Annotated in this window: 24 protein-coding genes; 13 read left to right on the top strand and 11 right to left on the bottom strand. The window is 66.6% G+C overall.

From position 1 onward, the window contains the following. Position 1: 1 nt before the first annotated feature. From ACFV15_RS05950 to ACFV15_RS05900, 11 genes are all read left to right on the top strand, one after another. Positions 2-169: a thiocillin family RiPP gene (locus tag ACFV15_RS05950; protein WP_378349012.1), complete on the top strand. Its 168-nt coding sequence runs from the start codon at positions 2-4 to the stop codon at positions 167-169. A gap of 15 nt (positions 170-184) precedes the next feature. Next, positions 185-367: a thiocillin family RiPP gene (locus ACFV15_RS05945; protein ID WP_378349011.1), complete on the top strand. Its 183-nt coding sequence runs from the start codon at positions 185-187 to the stop codon at positions 365-367. 26 nt (positions 368-393) lie between these two features. Further along, the gene (locus tag ACFV15_RS05940; RefSeq protein WP_378349010.1) at positions 394-564 is read left to right on the top strand and encodes a thiocillin family RiPP; all 171 of its coding nucleotides are present in this window, start codon (positions 394-396) and stop codon (positions 562-564) included. Between the two features lie 30 nt (positions 565-594). After that, entirely contained in the window at positions 595-759 is a 165-nt protein-coding gene (locus ACFV15_RS05935; RefSeq protein ID WP_378349009.1) for a thiocillin family RiPP, read from the top strand. A gap of 76 nt (positions 760-835) precedes the next feature. Continuing rightward, on the top strand, positions 836-1,024 hold the full coding sequence (locus ACFV15_RS05930; RefSeq protein ID WP_378349008.1) for a thiocillin family RiPP: 189 nt from the start codon (positions 836-838) through the stop codon (positions 1,022-1,024). 50 nt (positions 1,025-1,074) lie between these two features. Next, on the top strand, positions 1,075-1,257 hold the full coding sequence (locus ACFV15_RS05925; RefSeq protein WP_378349007.1) for a thiocillin family RiPP: 183 nt from the start codon (positions 1,075-1,077) through the stop codon (positions 1,255-1,257). 93 nt (positions 1,258-1,350) lie between these two features. After that, complete coding sequence (locus ACFV15_RS05920; RefSeq protein WP_378349006.1) at positions 1,351-2,448, top strand: hypothetical protein; 1,098 nt, start codon at positions 1,351-1,353, stop codon at positions 2,446-2,448. After that, entirely contained in the window at positions 2,445-4,916 is a 2,472-nt protein-coding gene (locus tag ACFV15_RS05915; protein ID WP_378349005.1) for a hypothetical protein, read from the top strand. Before ACFV15_RS05920 ends, ACFV15_RS05915 begins: the two co-directional genes overlap by 4 nt. After that, positions 4,913-5,752: a lantibiotic dehydratase C-terminal domain-containing protein gene (locus ACFV15_RS05910; RefSeq protein WP_378349004.1), complete on the top strand. Its 840-nt coding sequence runs from the start codon at positions 4,913-4,915 to the stop codon at positions 5,750-5,752. Before ACFV15_RS05915 ends, ACFV15_RS05910 begins: the two co-directional genes overlap by 4 nt. Then, a complete protein-coding gene (locus ACFV15_RS05905; RefSeq protein ID WP_378349003.1) occupies positions 5,673-6,101 on the top strand; it encodes a 3-hydroxyacyl-CoA dehydrogenase NAD-binding domain-containing protein in 429 nt (142 codons plus the stop codon). The genes ACFV15_RS05910 and ACFV15_RS05905 overlap by 80 nt, the downstream gene beginning before the upstream one ends. An 80-nt stretch (positions 6,102-6,181) precedes the next feature. Then, entirely contained in the window at positions 6,182-7,009 is an 828-nt protein-coding gene (locus tag ACFV15_RS05900) for a hypothetical protein (protein WP_378349002.1), read from the top strand. Positions 7,010-7,480: 471 nt separating this feature from the next. Here the strand turns inward: ACFV15_RS05900 and ACFV15_RS05895 are convergent, their stop codons facing one another. The 8 genes from ACFV15_RS05895 to ACFV15_RS05860 all read right to left on the bottom strand — a co-directional run bounded on the left by ACFV15_RS05895 (position 7,481) and on the right by ACFV15_RS05860 (position 15,150). Then, positions 7,481-7,741 carry a hypothetical protein gene (locus ACFV15_RS05895; RefSeq protein ID WP_378349116.1) on the bottom strand — a complete coding sequence of 87 codons (261 nt, stop codon included), beginning with the start codon at positions 7,739-7,741 and terminating at the stop codon, positions 7,481-7,483. A 275-nt stretch (positions 7,742-8,016) separates the two neighbouring features. After that, the gene (locus tag ACFV15_RS05890) at positions 8,017-8,706 is read right to left on the bottom strand and encodes a hypothetical protein (protein WP_378349001.1); all 690 of its coding nucleotides are present in this window, start codon (positions 8,704-8,706) and stop codon (positions 8,017-8,019) included. A gap of 275 nt (positions 8,707-8,981) precedes the next feature. Beyond that, positions 8,982-9,737 carry an MHYT domain-containing protein gene (locus ACFV15_RS05885; RefSeq protein ID WP_378349115.1) on the bottom strand — a complete coding sequence of 252 codons (756 nt, stop codon included), beginning with the start codon at positions 9,735-9,737 and terminating at the stop codon, positions 8,982-8,984. 19 nt (positions 9,738-9,756) lie between these two features. Beyond that, a complete protein-coding gene (locus ACFV15_RS05880; RefSeq protein ID WP_378349000.1) occupies positions 9,757-10,344 on the bottom strand; it encodes an ATP/GTP-binding protein in 588 nt (195 codons plus the stop codon). Continuing rightward, a complete protein-coding gene (locus ACFV15_RS05875) occupies positions 10,325-10,702 on the bottom strand; it encodes a DUF742 domain-containing protein (RefSeq protein WP_378348999.1) in 378 nt (125 codons plus the stop codon). The genes ACFV15_RS05880 and ACFV15_RS05875 overlap by 20 nt, the downstream gene beginning before the upstream one ends. Continuing rightward, on the bottom strand, positions 10,699-11,133 hold the full coding sequence (locus tag ACFV15_RS05870) for a roadblock/LC7 domain-containing protein (RefSeq protein WP_378348998.1): 435 nt from the start codon (positions 11,131-11,133) through the stop codon (positions 10,699-10,701). Before ACFV15_RS05870 ends, ACFV15_RS05875 begins: the two co-directional genes overlap by 4 nt. Then, positions 11,130-13,373 carry an ATP-binding protein gene (locus ACFV15_RS05865; RefSeq protein ID WP_378348997.1) on the bottom strand — a complete coding sequence of 748 codons (2,244 nt, stop codon included), beginning with the start codon at positions 13,371-13,373 and terminating at the stop codon, positions 11,130-11,132. The genes ACFV15_RS05870 and ACFV15_RS05865 overlap by 4 nt, the downstream gene beginning before the upstream one ends. A gap of 1,501 nt (positions 13,374-14,874) precedes the next feature. Continuing rightward, positions 14,875-15,150, bottom strand: coding sequence for a hypothetical protein (locus tag ACFV15_RS05860; RefSeq protein ID WP_378348996.1), 276 nt, complete (start codon positions 15,148-15,150; stop codon positions 14,875-14,877). A gap of 348 nt (positions 15,151-15,498) precedes the next feature. Here ACFV15_RS05860 and ACFV15_RS05855 point away from each other — a divergent pair, with 348 nt between their 5' ends. After that, positions 15,499-17,097, top strand: coding sequence for a flavin-containing monooxygenase (locus ACFV15_RS05855; RefSeq protein ID WP_378348995.1), 1,599 nt, complete (start codon positions 15,499-15,501; stop codon positions 17,095-17,097). Continuing rightward, positions 17,094-18,449, top strand: a complete 1,356-nt coding sequence (locus ACFV15_RS05850) for an MFS transporter (protein ID WP_378348994.1) — start codon at positions 17,094-17,096, stop codon at positions 18,447-18,449. Before ACFV15_RS05855 ends, ACFV15_RS05850 begins: the two co-directional genes overlap by 4 nt. On the opposite strand, the gene ACFV15_RS05845 is transcribed toward ACFV15_RS05850, so the two are convergent. The 3 genes from ACFV15_RS05845 to ACFV15_RS05835 all read right to left on the bottom strand — a co-directional run bounded on the left by ACFV15_RS05845 (position 18,442) and on the right by ACFV15_RS05835 (position 20,369). Continuing rightward, the gene (locus ACFV15_RS05845; protein ID WP_378348993.1) at positions 18,442-18,921 is read right to left on the bottom strand and encodes a hypothetical protein; all 480 of its coding nucleotides are present in this window, start codon (positions 18,919-18,921) and stop codon (positions 18,442-18,444) included. The two genes, ACFV15_RS05850 and ACFV15_RS05845, sit on opposite strands and share 8 nt — an antisense overlap. Positions 18,922-18,931: 10 nt before the next feature. Further along, positions 18,932-20,170: a hypothetical protein gene (locus tag ACFV15_RS05840; RefSeq protein ID WP_378348992.1), complete on the bottom strand. Its 1,239-nt coding sequence runs from the start codon at positions 20,168-20,170 to the stop codon at positions 18,932-18,934. A 70-nt stretch (positions 20,171-20,240) separates the two neighbouring features. After that, the gene (locus tag ACFV15_RS05835) at positions 20,241-20,369 is read right to left on the bottom strand and encodes a hypothetical protein (protein ID WP_378348991.1); all 129 of its coding nucleotides are present in this window, start codon (positions 20,367-20,369) and stop codon (positions 20,241-20,243) included. Positions 20,370-20,392 lie beyond the last annotated feature (23 nt).

Raw genomic sequence — 20,392 nt, 5'->3', positions numbered from 1 at the left:
GATGTCCGGTCCCGATCTCGAACTCTACGCCTTGGGCGATTCGCTGGAGTTCGAAACACTCGCCGATGGCAATGCGCTGTCGTCGGTTTCCACTGGCGGCTCGGTGTCCACCGCATCGTGCCCGGCCACCAGTGCCAGCTCGATCGCCAGTTTCTCCACCTACACCTAAAAAGGAGCTACTGACATGCGCAACGAGAACACTTTCGATCTGCACGCCGTGGAGCTTTTTGAAGACGGCCTGATGATGGAAACCCTGCCCGACGGCCACGCACTCGGCACCTTCAGCACCACGAGCACGCTCGGTAGTGCCAGCTGCCCGGTCAGCAGCGCAGGATCCGTGATGTCGGCCAACTGCCAGGGCGGCTGATTCCCAACCAGGAAAGGGAAATCTTCATGTCTCACACGAACGTTATCGACCTGTACGCCCTGGATGGCGCGCTGGCGATCGAGGAGCTGCCGGAAGGCAACGCGCTCGGTTGCTGGTTCACCGCCGCATCGGGTTCCACAGCGTCCTGCCCGGGTAGCTCGGCGGCCACCGTGGGTACATCTTCCACCTTCGGCTAAGCCTGCTGATCCACGCAGAAAGGGAAAACCATGACAGACACTTTCGAACTGTACGTACTCGAAAGCGAAATGGCGATCGAGGCGCTGCCCGAAGGCAACGCCTTGTCGTCAGTCAGCAGTGCCGGCTCGGTGTCGACCGCTGCCTGCCCGTTCACCAGCGCCGGCACAGCCAGCAGCATCGGCTGCTTCGGCTGAGTGATGTTCCGCTTGTCTGGTCTGTTCGGTCGCGCAACGGCCGAACAGACCAGACCGATCTGAAGGGATCAGCGAAGTGCTCAACACCAGCAGCATAGTTCGCTCAGAGATCGATCTCTACGTTCTCGACGGGGAACTCGGCCTGGAGTCGTTGCCCGAAGGCAGTGCGCTCAGCTCGTTTTCGTCGCTGACGTCCGCACTGTCCATGTCCTGCCCGGGCAGTTCGGCGTCTTCGGTGACGTCGGCGTCATCGGCTTCGGGCTGACCACAAATCACGCGGAACAGCGCGTGACCGCATAGGAAAGTAGGTGATCCATGATCAACGATTTGTCGTTGGCCGCGTTCGAGCTGTACGCGATCGACGGTGAGATGGCGCTGGAAGAACTTCCTGATGGCAATGCCCTCAGTTCGTTCTCGTCGCTGACCTCAGGAGGCTCTTTCTCTTGTCCGGCTAGCTCCGCGTCGTCGCTGACCTCGGCGTCGTCAGCTTCGGGCTGACCGAGCGTCCCTGGCTGTCCATGGCAGCCAGGGACGTCGTCGCGTTCTCATATGGCCCTCTACGGGGCGGATCCAATGGATTGAGGTAACGAAGTGATCAGTGCAGCGCCGAAGCTCCGAGAAGAGCTGGAAATCCTCCGCGGGATGGACGACACCCCGCTGATCTTCGATCCGGTTACCGGCCATTACCACCGGATCTCGCCCGCGGCCGAAGTGATCGTCAAACATCTGGACGGCTCGCGGACGAAGCAGGACCTCGTCGAATTCCTGTCCGGCGGGCAGTCCGCTAGATCGGTCGCGCTCGAGCGGAACATCGACCCATTCCTGGAGGCCTTGGCGAAAAGCGGTCTGCTGGTCGGCTCGCCGTTGCCGGACAAGGTGCTCAAGTCCGACCGAGTCCGGTCGTCGATGTTCATGCCGAGGGTGGTGCTCACCCGGTCGCTGCCGAAGCTACTGGAGCCGCTCGCTCGTCTACTGCGCCTGCTCCCGGTCAAATTCTTCGCCATCCTGCTAGGTATTGTCGCGCTGGGCGGGTATGCGGTCGGTGGCTACGCGCTGCTCGCGGGCACCCCGCCGATCGTCTACGTGCACGTCCCGGCCTTCGTCACCGCGGTGATCGCGCAGCTGCTGATCGTGCTGATCCACGAACTTTCGCACGCCGTGGTCGCACAGGTGCTGAAAGCGCCGGTCCGCGGCCTCGGCGTCGCGCTGCTGTTCTACTTCATGCCGGTCGCCTACGTCGACCGGACCGACGCCTACCGGCTGCACGGCCGCGGCGGGCGGGTCACGCTCGCACTGGCAGGGATCACCAGTGACGGCATCTTGTGCGGCCTGGTCGGTCTGACCGCGCTCAATTCGGACGGGTTCATCCAAGCCACCGCGATCTTCCTGTTGGGTCTGCAGCTGCTCGGCCTGATCGTCAACGTCAACCCGCTGCTGCCGTCGGACGGGTATTCGGCTGTCGAAGCGGGCACCGGTCTCGTCGACCCACGTGGGCGCGCGTTCACCGTGCTGAAAAGTGTCCTCCGCCGTCGCGAGCTTCCCCCTCACTTAGCCTCGACTTCCCAGCGGGCGAAGGCTTCCTACTTCGCATATGGCGCGGTGTGCGTCGCCTACGGCTGTGTGCTCTTCGTTGGCGTCCTGTACTCCTTGTACACCGTCGCGCGGCTGCTGTTCGGGCTGGGCGCATGACCGCCGCCGCACTCAGCCCGCTCGTCGCCGATCGGCTGTCCCCGCTGATCGGACCGTTCCTGACCAGGGTCGCCGGACTGGACGCGACCGTGGTGGACCTGGTGGTGCCGAAGGTCGGCGAGTTGCTCACCGAGGTACGGGTGGCCGAGGAACGGCTGGCAGGCTGCGCGGAACCGCTGATCGATGTCCTTTTCGGACTCGTCCCGCGGTTGGACGACGATGTGCCGCTGCGCCGAACAGTTCTCGCGGGCAAGCGCGCGGTCAACAAGCGAGCCGCGCTCGGCTGGGATACCGACACCAGGCAACGACTCAGCGCCAGGGTTCCAGCCGGGCACGCGGCGCTGATCGAAGAGTGGGATGGCCTCATCATTTCGCGGGCGGAACGTCAGGACGAGCTGACGAACGTCTTGGCTGCACACCGCGTGGCGGCGCTCGATGAATTCCGAAGAGTACTGCAAGACAAGGGTTTCCTGGAATCGCTGGCGATCGCTGCACCGGACTGGATCCGGTACGGCAAGCCGCATGAGCGTGGTTTCGACACCCCGAGGGACCTTCAGACGCTCTATTCCTACATCACGCGCGCGAGTCTCAAGACGAGCCCGTTCTCCGGCCTGACGACCGTCGGGGTCGGCGGCAAGCGTGGCACCGGCCGCAGCGGCAACCGCACCTCTGCGACGGTCGCCTATCTCGCCTTGGTCCGGCTGGCGCGCTCGGAGACAACCGCGCCGCTGCTGGACTACCGTCCCGCCTTGATCCGGGAAGGCGGCCCGAACGAGCCGAATGGCATTCTTGTCCATTCCGAACTCGTGCTTGCCGAAGGCACCGTCTGGCGCCAAGACCGGGTTGTCGAGGCAGATCACGCGTTGCGCTGGATCGGTGGCTTCGCCGGACGTGACCGCGTCAGCTACGCTGAAGTGGTCGAAGCGATCGGAGGCCTGCGGCCGTTCGCCCGGTTCCGCAGGCTGTTGGACTCCGGTGTGATTCGGCCCGTGACACCCTGGCTCCAAGGCGAAGCACCGCTCCAGGTGTTAGCTGCGTTGGTCCAGGGCGCCGAATCTGAGATCCCGGCTGAGGATCTGACACTCGCGCACGACCTCGGCGCCCGGTCCGGCGAGGGCGGCGTGGCCGCCAGGGCCGAGGTGGGGGCCCGGATCGCGAAGGTGACCGAGAACTGGGCCAGCCGCGAAGAGATGAGCGGGAACCCGAGCGGATTGGTCTACGAGGACCGGGAAACCGATCTCGAACTGCCCGACCCCAGGTCATTCCCCGCCGTCGGCGAGGACCTCGCCACGCTCGGCGCGATGATCCGGCCATACCTGTTCCGTTCGCACCTTTACGATTTCCTGCTCGACCGGTTCGTCGCCGAGTTCGGTGCCGGCGGCAGTTGCGCGAGCCCCCTCGCATTCCTCATGCGGCAGATGGTCGAACGAGACAACAACCCCGGTTACGACCAGGCAACCGCGGCGGACCAGCGGAGCAAGGCTGACCCCGGCGCGCGTGCCTGGCTACCGGTCGGGCCGACCAGCGCGCCGCCGAACGTCAGCGTGATGTTCCAGATCGAGGCGGACAGCCACGAAGCGGTACTGGCTGGTCGGCACCGGCTGGTTGTCAACAACTTCGGCGCCGGCACCGGTGGCATGTTCGCCCGGTTCCGCGGGCTGCTCGGCGAGGAGTTCAGCGCAGGGCTTTCCGCTCACATCGAGCGCTGCTGGCCCGGCGTGCCGTGCCGCGAACTGGTGCCGTGGACCGACTGCAATACGGCGCAGGCCGAATGCGCCGGTATCCTGCCGCCACTGCTGATCCCTGGCGAACCCAACGCCGTCGGAGCGTCCACTTTGGACGAAATGGTACTGGTGCACGACGCCGGTACGAACACGCTCTCGCTCTGCGACCCCGCGGGTGACCCGTTCGGCCTTGCCTATCTCGGCCTGGTGCCACAGCACTTGACCCAGTCGTACGTGCGGCTGCTCGCCGTGCTGGCCGATCCGTGGGTCAATGCGAGCCCGGACTGCGACTACACGCTCAGCAAGATGCCCCAATTGCTCGCTCAGGCAGGCGCGGACGTGGTAGCGATACCACGTGCCGAAGATGGCCGGATCGTGACCAGGCGCGCGTCCTGGCTCGTCCCGCTGGCCGCGATGCCGCGTCCGGACAGCGACGACGCCACGTTCGCGCTCCGGCTGCGGGAGTTCCGCGACCAGCACGGGCTGCCCGGCGAGGTGTTCGCACACCAGCTTTCGTTCTTCCCCGGCGCGGGCGCGCGAAAGCCGATGTGGATCAGCCTGGATTCACCGCTGTCAATGCGGATTTTCCACCAGTGGCTGGAATCGGCGACCAAACACGTACGACTCGTCGAGGTGCTGCCGGGACGTGAGAGCCAGCCCCAGCGCGACGACAACGGCAAGCGGCGGGTGACGGAGCACATCACATTGCTGTCCTGGCCGCGCCATGACGAGGGGACTCGATGACAACGCTGACAGCTCAGGCTACAGACTGGTGGTACGTACGGGCATATCCCGGCCGGGCCGACCTGCTGGACGAAGCAACCAGAGTCGTGCTGCCCTGGCTGCGCGCGCAGGCCGAGAAAGAGGGTGCGGATCGCTGGTTTTTCATGCGGTACCTCGACATCGCCGGCCTGCACTTGCGGCTGCGGATCAACTGCGGTCCGGACGGCGTCGACCGCATCCACGACCGCGCCGGTGAGCTGACGGCGTTACTGCACGACGTCCGCGGCGCGGGATCGGGGCCAGGACTCGTCGGCCCTGGAATGTCGTTCACGAGGCCTGGGCCGAAGAAGGTCACGCCCGGCCTATACGCCCCTGAGCTGGCGAAGTACGGCGGCGTGGCGGGTGTGGCATTGGCCGAAGAACTGTTCACGCACGCGTCGCGGTGGTATGTGGACAACGACGTCTCAAACCTCGACCCGCGCTACGATCGCGCAGCCATGGCCGTCCGGTACCTCGCCGCGGCGGTCGGGACCGCGATGCCCGGCCGCGAGAAAGAGTTCTGGACCGCCCACCGCAAACAGTGGGGCTGGCAGCTGCGGCTCAGCATCCCGGATCAGCGTGAACTCCGCGAGCTGCTGCGTGCCACGGCGGACGGCGTTGCGGCCGTGACCGGGAACATCCCGCGCGCCGAGGACCACGCGGCCGTGGTGGCCGAAACCGTAGGCCGCGCCCGCACGGCTGGCGTCCCGGTGGATCCGGCGAATCTGCTGCTGCAGTATGTGCACCTGGACCTCAATCGCTGGGGTTTCGCCCCGGGCGAAGAGTGCTTGCTCGGCATCATCGCCTCCACAGGCTAGTGCTGCAGTCCGGCCTCGAATACTTGAGAGCTGCTGGCTCAATGGCAGTTGCGCTGCACTTATGAGGTTGGGGGAAATGACACGAAGTGTTGTCAGGCGCGTTGCCGTGATCGGTGGCGGCACTATAGGTACAGGGATCGCGTTGGACTTCGCGCTCGGTGGAAAGGACGTCGTGGTGTGTACTCGGACGTCTGCTGCCGGTCGGGAGTCGCTCGACCGGACCTCACGGTCCGGTCTGCAAATGGTCGAGTTCGGCGTGGTGACCGCAGCGGAGCTAGCGGGAGCGCTGGACCGGATCGGTGCGGTCTCGGTGATTGCATACGAGGCTCGCCAGGACCGGACTTGGTAGTGGTCGAGGCCGGCCTCGTTCTTGGTTTGCTGGAAGCAATGGATCACTGCCAACTGCGTGATTGTGAAGGAAATCATCCCATGACTGAAACGGATCCCCCGTCAGGACACGCGCTCTCACACGCGGAGGTCCTGGAACTCGTCGCCGCTCACAGGGAAACCGAGGCGGCCGATCCGGCTGCGGTCGAAGCCCGGCGTCCGGCTGACGAAGCGGCGGCTGGCCTGCTAGCCGAACTCAACGACGGGGTGATCCCTGACTTCGTCGCAACCGGCTACGAGTTGACCGATGTCTGGCACCTGTTCCAGGTCGACTACACCTACCAGGATGACAAAACCGGGGAACAGAAGACGCGGAAGGTCGACTACCGGGCAGCCGTGCCTATCCTTTTGAAATGGCTGCCCAAGGTCGGTCATCCGACGGTGGCCAACGGGATAGTGCGCGCGTTGTCGTTCAGCTTCGCCAAAAAACAGGCACGTCCAGCCCTCCTTGAATTCTTCCGGAATCCGCCGCACCTGTTCGATCCGCGGCGACCGGACGCAGGTGAAGTCATCACCGCTGTTTTCAGGGAAGCGGTAGCCACTGCACTGGCGACTTTCGCTGACCCTTCAGTGGCCACGGAGTACCTCGACCTCGCCCAGGACCGCTCCTACGGCGCGAGTAGAGCTGACATCGTCGCGGCGTTGCCGAAGCTCAAGGACGACCGGGCCTTGGACGTGCTTTTGAACCTGCTGGACGATCCCGCAGTAGCTGCCTCGTCCCTACGCGCCCTCGGCAAGCTAAGGCGTTCAGAAGCTCGTGGTCCGATTCAGGAATTCCTCGACAATTTGTCGGCGGCGGACTGGAGCTCCGATACCTTGAACCTCGTGCGGGCTGAAGGTAAGAAGGCTCTCACCAGACTGGTTGGTTGAGACACCCGGCAAGCGGAAACCGAGAACCGGTCGGCTTGGCGGATGGACGCGTCCAATTGCTCTTTGCCAGATGGGCAAGGCGAACACTGATCCTTCGAGGGTGCAAGCCGGCCACCAGCAACGGTTACAGAGAGCAGTGACGCGGTGATCTGGTTTCACACCAATTTCCCTGGGGCAAACCCGGGGCACAGGGGCGCGCTGAACGGCATCCACGTGCATTGAACGGCAGCGTTTTCATGCGGATTCCCTGTTTTTGCAGGTAGAAGGCGCCAGCGCACCTGACTGGCAGTGAGGGGGGCAGGGGTTCGAGTCCCCTTAGCTCCACGTCTCAGGGAACCCCTTCGATTGAGCCGTTTCGGCTGGTCGGAGGGGTTTTCTGCATTCTGCTCCGATCTTGCGTGATCGTTCTTGGGGTTCTCTATGCCCCTGCTGGAGCGTTTCTGGAGCAGTGTGGTGCGGGTGGAGCGCTGTTCAGCGGTGGCTTTTCGTTGCTGGTTCCGGGACGTCCGCGCGCAGCGCCTCGACCACCGGGTTGCGCCCGGCGATCAGCTCCGGCCGGTCCGCCTTCTTCCAGCGTCGCTGCAGATCGGCCAATAGCCGGGTTTCGACTTCGCGGGCGACGTGGCTGTAGGTCTCTACGACGCGGTCGTGGAGGTGGTGGCCGAGGCGGCGGGTTTGGACGATATCGAGGGCGCCGCCGGCGATGAGCCAGGTCTTCTGGCTGTGCCGCAACCTGTGGAACGTCAGCCCAGGCCGGACCGGGTACGCCTGCAGGCCGGATTTCGGGTCGAGCGGCCGCGGCTCATTACAGCGTCTGGCCGGCGCAATTTGGTGTCTCTAGCAACGTCTCGTGTGGCGGCTCGGGCGGGGGCGAGAGTCTCGTATGGCCAGGACGAGGATTCAATCTGGGGAGCACCCCGTCTGGGGCATCTTGCTGAGTGTGCTTCGCGAGACCGTCTCGCAGCGGCTCCTCGACTCACTTGACGTGCGGATGTTCCCGAAGGCGATCAAGAGGACCGTGGACCCAGTCGCGGCTTCGTCTGCGAGATCGTGAACAGGGTTTCCATCCTCAAACGTAGCGTCTTGGGCCGACAGTCGAGGGGGAGACGCATGATGGCCCGGTCGGGCTGCTCCTGGTTCCCCATAGCTGGCGGGGCCGATTGCCATCGTGGTGGCCATGGTCTGTTGTGCGGGATCGGGGATCCTGTCACCTGCAAGCTTTGGCGGGCGCGGCGTAGGTATTCGTCGCGGGCATCCTTGTATTCCTTGAACGCCTGCTGCCATGCTGCGGTGTCAGCGTCGAGCCGTCCGCGGACGAACCACTCAAGCTTCCAAGAGCAGTGGCTCATTGTTCGCGCGGCCGTGATCGTGTTGGTGTCGGCCAGCAGACGCACCGTCTCGCTGAGAACTGAACACCGCATTGCCGCCTCGGTCAGTGTCGCGAGCGCGTCGTCATCCGGTTCGAGTGGCTGGGGATCGGTGTTGGGGCCGCGTGCCGCGGCAATGCGGTTGGCCAGCAAGACCATCTCTTTGACGGCGTTTCCGTAGTCGGAGTAGGCGGCCAGTCGTCGTTCGTCCCATCGTGCTGCGTGGCTGCGCCGCCAGCGGCTTCGTTCAGTGAGGTTCGTTGAGATGTAGGACATGGTCGCGCCGACTACGACTCCTAGGAGGGCTGGCAGTTGATCAACGATGCTCATCTGGCCGCTCCATCCGAATAGCGGTCGCCGACTATCGATGTCAGTACCGTTCAGAGAGTCGGCGGCCTACCCAGCCCAGTCTCCGGCAGCGACCTGTTGCCAGGCGACAGCGACTTCGATGTGGAACTCGAGCATGGGTCAGCGCGGCAGAGGGGCGTTCGATGGCGACTCGGAGCAGCGCAATACGGCCACTCGGCCTTCCGGGAAGAGCAGGCAAGGTGCGAGCTGTCGCCGCCTGGGGCGGAGGCGGGATCGCTGACCGGGTCTCCGGGATCCTATGGCTGGGTGACCGGGCGCGGCGACTCGGTACTCGCCGATGCCGTCAGTACCGCGCAGATCGGTACCGCCAGCGCCAGCGTGGCCAGCACGAAAACCGGGAACAGGAAGGAGAAGACCTCCACCCCGGGCGGATCCGCCGCCGCCGGATCCAGGTGCAGGCGCACCGCCGCCATCCCGGTGTAGTGCATGCCGGTGACCGCCGCGCCCATCACCAGTCCCGCCGCCAGTCGGGGCAGGAGCTTGTCCAGCGCGACGGTGAACCACAGCGCGGCGGTCGCGGCGACGACCGCGATGATCACCGAGAGCGCCACCATCGGGACGTCGTAGCCGATGGTTCCCTTGATCTGCACCGCCCACATCCCGGTGTAGTGCATGACGTTCACCGCGAGCCCGGTGAGCAGCCCGCCGAGCAGCAGCCGCCGCCACGCGAACCGGTCGCGGACCCCGAACACCAGCAGGCCGAGGAAAACCGCGGCCACCGAAAGGATCGCGGACAATGTCGTGCGGAGGATGTCGTAGCGCACCGGCAGACCTGGCGTCGAAAAGCCCAGCATCGCGATGAAGTGCATGACCCAGATCCCGACACCGCCGATGGACACCGCGGCTAGCGCGAGCCAGCCCAGCCGGCTCCGCGAGTTGGCGGTGGACCGGGCCTGCAGTGTGCAGGCGAGCCCGAGCGCGCACCCCACCACCGAAGTGAGGTACGCGAGCACGATGAGCCAGTTCCCCATGGCGAAATCGTCGTGATCCATCTGCATTTCCGGGCTCCTGTCAGGCTTTTCGCTGGTGCGGCGCATGTAACTCGGCCAACGCGTGCTCGGCCGCGGCGATGAGGGTCTGTTTCGTCGACTCCGGCGAGCGCGCGTCGCAGGAGATCACCTGCACCGTCGCCGGAATCTTGAGCGCCTCCCGCACTTGTCCTGGCGAGTGCTGGCGGGTGCCCTGGAACTGGTTGATGGCTACCAGGAACGGCAGTCCGCGCGACTCGAAGAAGTCGATCGGCGCGAAGCAGTCCATGAGACGGCGCGTGTCGACCAAGACGATCGCGGCGACCGCGCCGCGGACCAAGTCGTTCCACATGAACCAGAACCGGTGCTGGCCCGGCGTGCCGAACACGTAGAGCACCAGGTCGTCGGCGAGAGTGAGCCGGCCGAAGTCCATCGCGACGGTGGTGGCGATCTTCCCCGGCACCGCCTCGATCCGATCCACCCCGGCGCCCGCGGTCGTCATCACGGCTTCGGTGCGCAGCGGGAGTATTTCCGAGACCGCGCCGACGAAGGTGGTCTTGCCGGCGCCGAACCCGCCTGCCACCACGATCTTGGCCGAGGTGATCCGTCGTTCAGAGTGCGCGTAGTCCACTGAGGACCCTTTCGAGCAGGTCGTTGCGTTCGTCCCAGGAAGTGTCTTCGGTGAGTGTGTCCCGCACCGACACCTGCCCGGCGCTGAGCAGGTCGCCGATCAGGACCCTGGCCACCCCCAGCGGCACGTTCAGGTGGGCCGCGACCTCCGCCACCGAACGCTGGTGCAGGCACAGCTGCGTGACCACCGCCAGCGGGTTGGTAGGACTGTAGGGTGCCGTGCGTCCCTCGGCGGTCGTCTCGACGAGCGCTTCCACCGGGAGGTCGACCGTCGGCCGGGTCCGGCCGGCGGTCCACGCGTAGGGGCGGGCCAGTGAAGCCGCGTGCCGACCGCCCTCACGTCGCTGGGCTTCACTCACCTGGTGGCTCCCGGTGAGGCCGCACGCCGCACCGGGGTCTCGACCATCTTCCCGACCCGGTCGACCAGCAACGTCATCTCATACCCCACCAGCCCGATGTCGCAGCCGGGGTTGGCCAGCACCACCAGGTTCGAGCCGTCGCCGACGTTCATCAGCATCAGGAAGCCCTGCTCCATCTCGATGACGGACTGCACGACCCGGCCGGCGGTGAACAGCTCGGCCGTGCCCAGCGCGAGGCTGGACAGCCCGGACGCGATCGCCGAGAGCTGGTCGGCCCGGTCCCGCGGCAGCGTTTCGTTTGCCGCCACGAGCAGTCCGTCCGCCGAGACGAGCGCCGCGTGTGCGACGCCGGGAACGTCCTGAGTGAACGCCGAAACCAGCCAGTTCCGAGGCTGGTCGATCACGTCCGCTCCTTCTTGCCGGGTGTTCATCGCTTCTCCACCTTCGGTTCGGCCGGCTCGTTCGTCACGCGATGGCGGGCCGCACGCATGCCGCTGTAGTGCCGGGAAAGGTTGTTCCGCACCGCCGCCGGATCGCGGAACGACGTGTTGGATGTCTCGGGCCGGCGCGGGGCGGCCGCGCCGGGGGCGAGCTGCGCGCCGGGTTGCCGGGTCGGCAGCCCGGACTCGGTGAACTCGAGGTCAGCCAGGCCGCCGACCGCGACTTCCGCGGCCAGCCGGACCTGGTCGACGGGGGTGACCCACTGGCCGGCCTGGTCCGTCGCAGCCGCGACGGGTTCCTCGGCGAACCAATGTGAAAGCGTCTGGTCGAAGATCGGGAGCGGCATCGGGGTGAGCTCCGCGTCGAAGGGCCTCGGTTCCTCGGAGGGCCATCGGGGTTCGAGCTCGTGGCGGGCGCTGCCGTTGATCGCGGGCCGCGGCGGCAGGTCGACCAGCACGAGCTCGCCGGGAACGTGCACGCTCGCCGTGATCCCCGCATTCGCGGTCCTGGTGGCCGTCGGGCGCAGCCGGACGGTGATCCCGTGCGGCGCGGCGAGCCTGCTCACCACGAACAGCCCCATGCGGCGCGTGGTTTCCGGGCTCACGGCGTCACCGGCGGAGAGCCGGACGTTCGCCGCCTCGATGTCTTCGCGGCCCATGCCGAGCCCGACGTCGACGACCTCGATCAGCACCCCGCCGTCGAACCCGCGGTCGGCGGTGAGCACGACCTGCTCATCCGGCGGCGAGGAGCGGATGGCGTTCTCCAGCAGTTCGGCGAGGATGTGCACGACGTCGGCGGCAGCCTCGGACTGCACCGACCCGCGCGGCGCGTTCCCGAGGGAGATCCGCTGGTAGTCCTTGACCTCCGAGGTCGCGGCTCGCAGCAGCTCGACCGTCGCGACCGGCCCGATTTCCCGCCGCACCGGGCGGCCACCGGCGAGGACCTGGAGGTTCTCGCCGTTGCGCCGCAACCGGGTGGCGATGTGGTCGATCTGGAAGAGCTCGGCGAGCCGCTGCGGATCCTGCTCGTCGGTTTCGAGGTCCTCGATGACCGAAAGCTGCAGTTCCACCAGCGACTGACTGCGGCGGGACAGCGTCATGAACATCTCGCTGACCTGGATACGCATCTCCGCCTGCTCACCGACGGCCAGCCGGACGGCCTGCTGGTGCATGTCGTCGAAGGCGCGGGCGAGCTGGCCGATCTCCTCCTCGGAGCCGACCGGGAGCGGCTCGATCGCCTGCCAGTCGATCACTTCCCCGCCCCGGATCCGCTCGATCGTGTCGGGCAGGCGGCGGCGCGCGGCGTCGATCGCGGCCGCGTGCAGCCGTCGGATCGGCGCGACCAGCGACCGCGCCACGGCGAGCGCGACGGCGAGGGCGCCGAGCAGCGAAGCGATGATGAGCGCGGCGTCACGAAGGGCGTCGGAACGGGCCAGGTTGGTCTGGAACCCGACCGAGTCGGAAAGCATCTTGATGTGCTCCGTCAGCAGATTCCCGAGGGCGGCGCGTTTCGCCGCCGGTCCCCCGGCGCCGGGGATGGTCGCCGCGGCGAACCGGGCGGCCTCCGCCCCAGGCGGCAACGACCGGCGAATCTGGGCGGTCAACACGATTTCCTCGGCGGCGGCCTGCTGGGTGGCGGCCACGATCGGCGGGTCCTGTGACTGCCCGGACAGCGCCTCGCGCACCGCGAGACTGGTCCTCAGCTGCACGAGCGCCTTGGCGACGCCGGCCGAGACGTCGAGATCCGGGCTGCCGCCTGCCTGTCCGACCACCCTGGGAACTACTTCGCTGAGCGCGAAGACGAAGTCGTGGTAGCCACCGGTTTTGACGGCGGGCGACCCGGTCTCCTGACGCAGCTCAGCCAGCTTCCCCAGTTCGGTCTCCAGCGCCTGCGCGGTCTCCGGCGCGAGCCGCGCGAAGTCGGCGTCATGCCGCACCGACGCCGATTTCGCGTCCACCGCGCTGGTCTGCGCGGATCCGCCGTCGTGGATCATTTCGTCGTCGACGAGCGCGCTGAGCTCGGCGATCCCTTGCAGAACAGGCACTTGATCCCGAACGGCGCTGAGCCCGCCCGCTCTGGCCAGCTCGGCCTGCACCCGTACCCCCGCCAGCAGCAGCGCGACGAGCACGGGCAACAACAGCACTACGGAGATCTTGGTGCGCAGCCGCCACGTACTGGGATTCCAGTAGGTGGCGGCAGGACGGCGTCGAAGTGGTTCGTCTTCTTTCATCTGTGGCGTGGCTCGATTCCTACCCGTGGCCCGATGAACGATTTTCAGAGTTCATTTTTCTCTGAATTCAAGCCAGGGACATAACTCCGCTGACGGGGGTGTTGTCAAGGAGCTGGACCTAGTTCCCCCGTACGCATCAGCTACGGAGTGTGAACTACCCAATTCCGCGATCGCCGTGTCCGTGAATTTCCGGCGGCAATTTCTTGATCGGCGGGATCGACGGATACCTGCCGGCGGGTACGCCGGGGACGACGAGCGGTTGTGGCGTTGTTCAGCTGGACAGGTGTGCGGGGGCGGGCACCTCGGCACCTCATCGACGCCACCGTGGCCACGACCGCGACGCTACTCGTGGCGAACACGCTTCACCCGGTCAGGCCGACCGGCTTGGACAGGCCGCGGTGCCGCTCGACCAGTGTAGGGAATTATCACCGCGCCGCTGTTTCGTCCGCGGTCCGTCACCGGCGGACAAGGATGATCGGCATGCCTACGGCGACCGGCTCGCACTTACCGTCGCGGAGCGGCCGCTACGTGCGGAGTCGATCGTGCGGGTGCGGTGGGCTGAGCGGAGAAACCCATGCCGGCGACCAGGCATGCGCCTTCATTAGAACATCTGCGGCTCGACACGAGTCGATGTTCAGTGTGCGCCGGACCAGTGGCATGAGCGGACGCTGAGAAGCGTGACGTCAATTACCCGTCGACAAACGATGGACGATCGCTACCATTTTTACAGCGATTGCCGGAGCGCTGGCGGCCACGCTCAATTCCTGTGGCTTGCCGGTACTCATCCCAAGTTGAGTTGGGCATTTCCGCAGTCGAATCGTTTCAACGGTTCACGTCCCTGGGCATGTTGGCCGTCGAGGAAATGACGGATCAACGGCGGATCTGCTACCGGCGCACCGACAGTCAACTGTGGTCCATCATCGAAGTGGCCAAGAAGCCCATTGAACCTTAAGTGAACACTCTCCGTGACATACTTCGAGGGGTGCATAGTTTGAGACGTGACGTAGTGGCTCGGCGCCCAGGCCACTGCTGGGGCAACGGTGGCGTTTATGACCATCAACCAGTGGCTATTTATGACATATAAACCACGCCGAATGACATCGGCGGGGTGGCGCGTAGCGCGTCTTTGATCCCATCCAGCGATTCTGAGGTACCGCGGAACCAGTCGTGACGTGTGTGTGACGGGGTCAGGTGCTTCGTGGCGAACGTCTCGAGTTCAGTGCAGTCGGTCATGATTGCAGCGCATCGGACAGCGTCGTCCAGTAGAGCTATGGTTCTGGCTAGTTCGGTCATAGCGGCTTGTTCGTCGAGTAGTGCGCGCGTGCTCAGTCTTTTGTGCTCGCTCACGATGAATGTGCATGTGAGTCGCGTCTCCGTTTCGTGAATGAGGGTTACGCCGGGGTGCGTTGTTCCTTCTGGCCACGCGAGCGCGGTATGTGCACGCGTGGGAAAGCAGGCGCGCAGTCAGATCCGCGCCGAGGTCCTTTGGCGCGCAACGAGGTTAGAGGCCGGTCGTGCCAGGCAACGCCCCCACCACGATCGCGGCGAGAACGCCCGACGTGCCCAGGGCTTCGTGCAGCAGGTCGCGCAGCGTCAATGTCACCCCGGCCCACAGCGTGCCGGCGGGCACGATCAGCGAGCCGACGAGCAGAGCCGACCAGTGCGTGGAGGCCCAGTTCGCCATCACCACCGAGCCGACGTAGGTGGCCGACACCGACAGACCCGCCCAAACGAGCTTCTGCCGCGCCGTCGCGGGCGAGCGCGGCAGCCCTGTCATGCCGCACGCTCCACAGTGACCGGTGCGCCGGACCGGCACGCTCCGGCTAGCTGGCAGCTGACTAGGGCATGTCTCCTGAGACCAGCCCTCGTCGAGCAAGGCGGTGACGTACTTTCGATCCGCGCCCAGCCGGACGTACGGAGCGGCACCTTCCACGGAAAGCGCCGCCCGCGAAGCGCGGGCCATCGGCACGAAGCCGCCAACGGAGAGTGCCCACGGTCACCAGTGGCGGAGTTGTGGAAATGGTGCAGCCGGCAGCCCCGATGTCCGTTTTGCCGCTATAGTCGATCTTGGTGGCGGGGGCGTACCTCTTCGCCGGACCGAAGTACCGCGAGGAGAGGAAAGCCCTTGAGCGATGCCGCGCCGATCGACTACGACGCCATCGTGATCGGGGCCGGGTTCGCCGGCCTGCACATGCTCTCGGAACTGCGCAAGAACGGGTTCTCCTGCCACGCCTTCGAAACCGGCGACGGGGTCGGCGGAACCTGGTACTGGAACCGGTATCCCGGGGCCCGGTGCGACATCGAGAGCCTCGACTACTGCTACCTGCACGATCGTGACCTGCACCGGGAATGGCGCTGGTCGGAGCGGTTCGCGGGCCAGCCGGAGATCCTGCGCTACGCCGAGCACTTCGCCGAGCGTGCCGGGGTGCTGCCGCTGATCACCTTCGGCACCCGGGTCACCGGCGCCGTGTTCGACGAGGCGTCCGCCACCTGGCTGGTGCGCACCGGCCGCGGCGAGCACCGCTGCCGCTTCCTCGTCTCCGCCGTCGGCTGCATGTCCGCCGCGCAGGTACCGGGGGAATCACGGTTCCAGGGCATCCAGCTGCACACCGGGCGGTGGCCGCACGAGCCGATCGACCTGGCCGGCAAACGGGTCGGGGTCATCGGCACCGGCTCCTCCGGGATCCAGGTGATCCCCGAACTCGCCGCGCAAGCCGCCGAACTGGTGGTCTTCCAGCGCACCGCGAACTTCAGCGTCCCCGCCGGGAACCGGAAGCTGGACGAAACCGAGCTGGCGGCCGAACCGGGGAAGTTCGACGAACGGGTCCGGCTGGCGAGCACCACCCGATTCGGTCACGCGGTGACGGGCACCGGTCAGCCGATACTCGGGACCGACCCCGCCGAGCGTGAGGCGGCGCTCGACCGGCGATGGGCGCTGGGTGGCACTTCGATCGTCGCGACGTTCACCGACACCGGCCGGGACCTCGAAGCCAACGCGCTGCTGGCCGACTTCGTCCGCGCCAAGATCAGGGCGGCCGTCGATGACCCGGAAACCGCGGAGCGGCTCGTTCCGCGGGGTCATCCCATCGGCACCAAGCGGCTTTGCGTGGACTCCGGCTACTTCACCACGTTCAACCGCGACCACGTGCGGCTTGTCGACCTGCGCGAAGAACCGATCGAGGAGATCGCCGAAGACGGCGTCCGCACGGCGAAGAAGACGTATCCGCTCGACGTGCTCGTGTTCGCCACCGGTTACGACGCCTTCACGGGCGCGTTGACGCGGATGGACATCACCGGCAGAGACGGCGTCTCGCTGGAAAAGCAGTGGGCAGGCGGGCCCGGCAGCTACCTGGGGCTCGCTGTGGCGGGGTTCCCGAACCTGTTCACGATCACCGGCCCCGGCAGCACGATGGTGCTGTCGAACGTGCTCAGGGCGATCGAGCACCATGTCGCCTGGATCAGGGATCTGTTGCTGCATCTGCGCTCCACCGGGCAGCAGTGCGCCGAAGCCGACCCGGCCGCGCAGGAGGACTGGACCGGCCAGGTCGCCGAAGCGGCGGCCAAGACGCTGTACCGCCATGCCGATTCCTATTACCTGGGCGCGAATGTCCCGGGAAAGACGAGGGTGTTCATGCCGTACTCGGGTGGCCTCGACGTCTACCGCGGCATCTGCGAAACCGTCGCCCAGCAGGGCTACCGCGGCTTCACGCTGACGGCGCCGTGACCGGCCGCGAACACCCGCTGTCCCTCGCCGGGCTGGCGGTCGTGCTGCTCGGCACCCTGCTGCCGATGATGGACTCGTTCATCGTCAACGTCGCGCTGCCGACGATCGGCACGGACCTGGGCGCGGCCAACGCCGACCTGGAACTCCTCGTCGCCGGGTACGGGCTCGCCTTCACCTTGCTGCTGGTGCTCGGCGGCAGGCTCGGTGACGCCTTCGGCCGCCGCCGGGTGCTGATCGCCGGCCTGCTGGGGTTCGTCGTGACGTCGCTGCTGTGCGCGCTCGCGACCGGCCCCGGCTGGCTGATCGCAGCGAGGGTGGCGCAGGGTGCGACAGCGGCTTTGATCCCGCCGCAGGTGCTCGGCACCATCCAGGCCGCGATCACACCGGAACGCCGGGCGCGGGCGATGAGTCTGTACGCCGCGGTGAGCGGGCTCGCCGCGATCCTCGGCCTGGTGCTCGGCGGCGTGCTGCTGCGCGCCGACCTGTGGGACACCTCGTGGCGGCTGCTGTTCCTGATCAACCTGCCGCTCGGGCTGGCGGCGGCGGTGCTGGCGGTTTTCCTGGTCCCCGACACCAGGTCCGCGAACCCGGCGGGCATCGACCCGCGTGGCACGGCGCTGCTGGGATCGCTGGTGCTGATGGTGCTCGTGCCGGTCAACCGTGGCCCGGTGCTCGGCTGGCCGTGGTGGACGTTCGTGCTACTGGTGGCCGCGGCGCCGGTGGCGATCGCGTTGTGGCGTACGGAAAATCGGGTGACGTCACCGTTGCTCCCGCCGTCGGTGCTCACCGAGCCACGGGTACGCGGCGGGCTGCTGCTGCTCGCGCCGTTCCTGGCCGCGTGGGCCGGTTTCCTGTTCGCGCTGCCGTTGACGCTGCAGCACGGCTTCGGGCTGGACCCGATGACGGCCGGGCTGGCCGTGGTGCCCATGTCGCTGGCGTTCTTGCTCGGATCGTTCGCGGTACCGGGTTTGCGAGCGCGCATCGGCGACCGGACGACTTCGTGCGGCGCGCTGGTGCAAGCGCTCGGTGTCGCTTGGCTGCTCGGCTGGCTGGGGCTGGACGGCCCGGTCTGGAACGCGCTGCCCGGACTGGCGCTGATCGGTCTCGGCCAGGCGTTGGTGGTGGGCGCCGCGAACATCTCGGTGCTCGCCGCGGTGCCCACCGCCTACGCGGGTGTCGGTGGCGGGGTGCTGGTGACCACCCAGCAGGGTGCGATGGCGATCGGGGTGGCCGTGCTCGGCACGGTGTTCGCGGCGACGTCGTTCGGCGTCGTGCTGGTGGTGCAGCTCGTCACCGGGCTCGCCATCGCGTACGCCGCGGGAAGGTCCCGCGTCACCGCGGCCGTCAGCTGACCGCGGCCGTACCGATCTCGTCGAGTGACAGGCCCAGTTCCGCGTGCAGGAACCGGACCATCGTCCAATGTGGCAACGCGCCTTCGTCGAACGGTCCGAACTCCTTCTGGTACAAGGGAATCCAACGCAGCGCTTCGCCGATGGCCTGCTCGCGTGGCGGTTCGGCCTGGTACTCGGTGTAGCTGATGCTGCGGTGCTCGATGAAGAAGCCGCCGGGCAGCCTGGCGCACAGGTCGCGGTATTCGGCGGTCTGCAGGATCAGGTAGTGCCAGATCTCGTCGATCTCCTGCTCGACCGGGAGGAACAGCCCCGCCAGCTCGTCCCGGTGCGCGGAGACCAGGTACAGGTATCGCAGGCATTCCAGGGTCTGCCGCTCGACGTAGTCGACCGGCTCACCGGTCTTGCCCACGAAGTACGTCACGACCTCGTCGTAGAGCGACTCCCCCAGCAGTGACCGCAGGTCCACGGACATGGCAAGGCTCCTAGTGGTCTCGGGATTCGGGGTGCAGCCAGGCGTATTTGCCCGACTTGCCGATCGGGATGTGCTCGCGGTGCACGAGTTCGACGGCCAGCTCGAGGTGCTCGGCCAGTGCCGTCACGAGCGCGCCGCCCTCGATCGGCGAGCCGTCGAAGGTGGCGTATTCGAGCTCCGCGGCTGACCCGTCGCTCACCCGCAGCCGGTAGAGGAAGACCGATGGCGCGCACTCACCTATCCAGCGGTCGAGGTCACCGTGGCAGACGAGCGTCGACCCGACCCGGATGAGTTCCTTCTCCCGGCCACAGAACCGCGCGATCCTCGCCGGGTCCGGAGTCCCGTCCACCGTGCGCGCGCAGTCGCCGGAGCGATAGCGGATCAGCGGCATGTGGGGATTGCGGATGCTGGACACGATCAGGCTGTAGAGCGTGCTCCCCTGCTCGACCGGGACCAGTTCGACCCGCATCTCGTCGAGGTACGGGTGGTACCGCCCGTCCTTGTCGCTGTAGTACAGGTATCCGAGTTCGGTGCTGCCGAACAGATCCACGATCGGGCAGTCGAACTGCTCGCGAAGGAAACGGGACACGTTGTCCGGCGTGTACTCGTAGGCGTGGACGATGCTGTCCGGCCGCGCCAGCCGATCGGACAGTCCCCATTCCCGCGCCTTCAGCACCAGGTGGGCGAGGTGGTAGCTGGAGCAGTCGAGGTGATAGCGGCCTTCCGGATGCGTCGCCCGCACCTGGTCGATCTCATCGATCATGCGCGAGACGTCCGCTCGCGACCACAACGCGGGGTCGAGGCGCTGATTGAGGTACAGCGTCCGCTCGTCGAGGCGCCGGTCCGCCAGGCTCGGCCGCTCGGCAGGCTCCTCGCCGCGTGCCCTGGCGTTCACCCGCGCGACGTGCTCGGTGGCCAGCACGGTGGTGATCGACACCCGGGGGCACCCGGCCGCCCAGGTGTGCGCGATGTCCGGATGTTCGCTCCACAGCCGGTAGTACGACTTCAGCAGGAAGTACGGCGGCCGGATCAACTGCATGCGCGCGTGGTTCGTCCCCGTGGACAGCACGAACTCCGCGGCGCCGGTGTCCAGCGCCTCCTTGAGTTCCGGGGTCATCCAATTGTCGGGGAAACCCCGCGCGATGACGCTCTTTTCGAGAATGGGGAAATCGCCGGACTCGAGCGAGTCGCGATACAGCGGAATTCCCCGGATCTTTTCGACCATCTCGGCCGAGGGCTGCACAGTCATCTCCACCTGTCATCCGATTGCCACATCGGTGGCCGGCGCACTGGCCGGCCACCGATGCGAAGTTCTGGAACTAGCGGGAAATGCACCCCTGCTTCGACTTGGAAATGCATCCTTCCTTGCCCGCCGCGGGCGCGGAGTTCGCGGCGACCCACTTCGACCAGATGTCGTCCTTGGCGATGAGCTTGACCAGCTTGTCCATGTCATACCTCCGGTTGGGGTGTA

Origin of the sequence: Amycolatopsis sp. NPDC059657 (genome assembly GCF_042734395.1) — a bacterium.
Taxonomy (GTDB): Bacteria; Actinomycetota; Actinomycetes; order Mycobacteriales; family Pseudonocardiaceae; genus Amycolatopsis.
The sequence above is the reverse complement of the archived record's forward strand: the minus strand, read 5'-3'. Positions and strand labels throughout refer to the sequence as shown.